1 protein-coding gene is annotated in these 248 nt (G+C 58.9%); it reads right to left on the bottom strand.

The window, feature by feature from the left end; translation table 11 throughout:
- Nucleotides 1–248: hypothetical protein (locus BIU96_RS17670; protein ID WP_139200127.1), on the bottom strand; the 248-nt coding region annotated here is incomplete at both ends.

Below are 248 nucleotides of genomic sequence, written 5' to 3'. Positions count from 1 at the left end.
CTCCCAGCTCATGAAGGCCATGTCTTCACGTTCAAGAGCCTGCTGACGACTCCAGGTAACGGTCAGGCCGTCTTCCGGCAGTTCGGTCACGTGTCCGGCCTGGTATTGCTCTCCCGGCCTCAGCACGTCGGCATGCTCGGAATGATCCTCGACATCAACGCCGAGAATATCGCAGGCCTCGATCATATAGTCACGGAGCTGGGCAGACTCCTCCTCGGATTCGATCTGGCTGATCAACGCCTCTGCCA

The sequence above is a fragment of the Curtobacterium sp. MCBA15_008 genome (assembly GCF_001865065.1).
Classification (GTDB): Bacteria; Actinomycetota; Actinomycetes; order Actinomycetales; family Microbacteriaceae; genus Curtobacterium.
The sequence above is the reverse complement of the archived record's forward strand: the minus strand, read 5'-3'. Positions and strand labels throughout refer to the sequence as shown.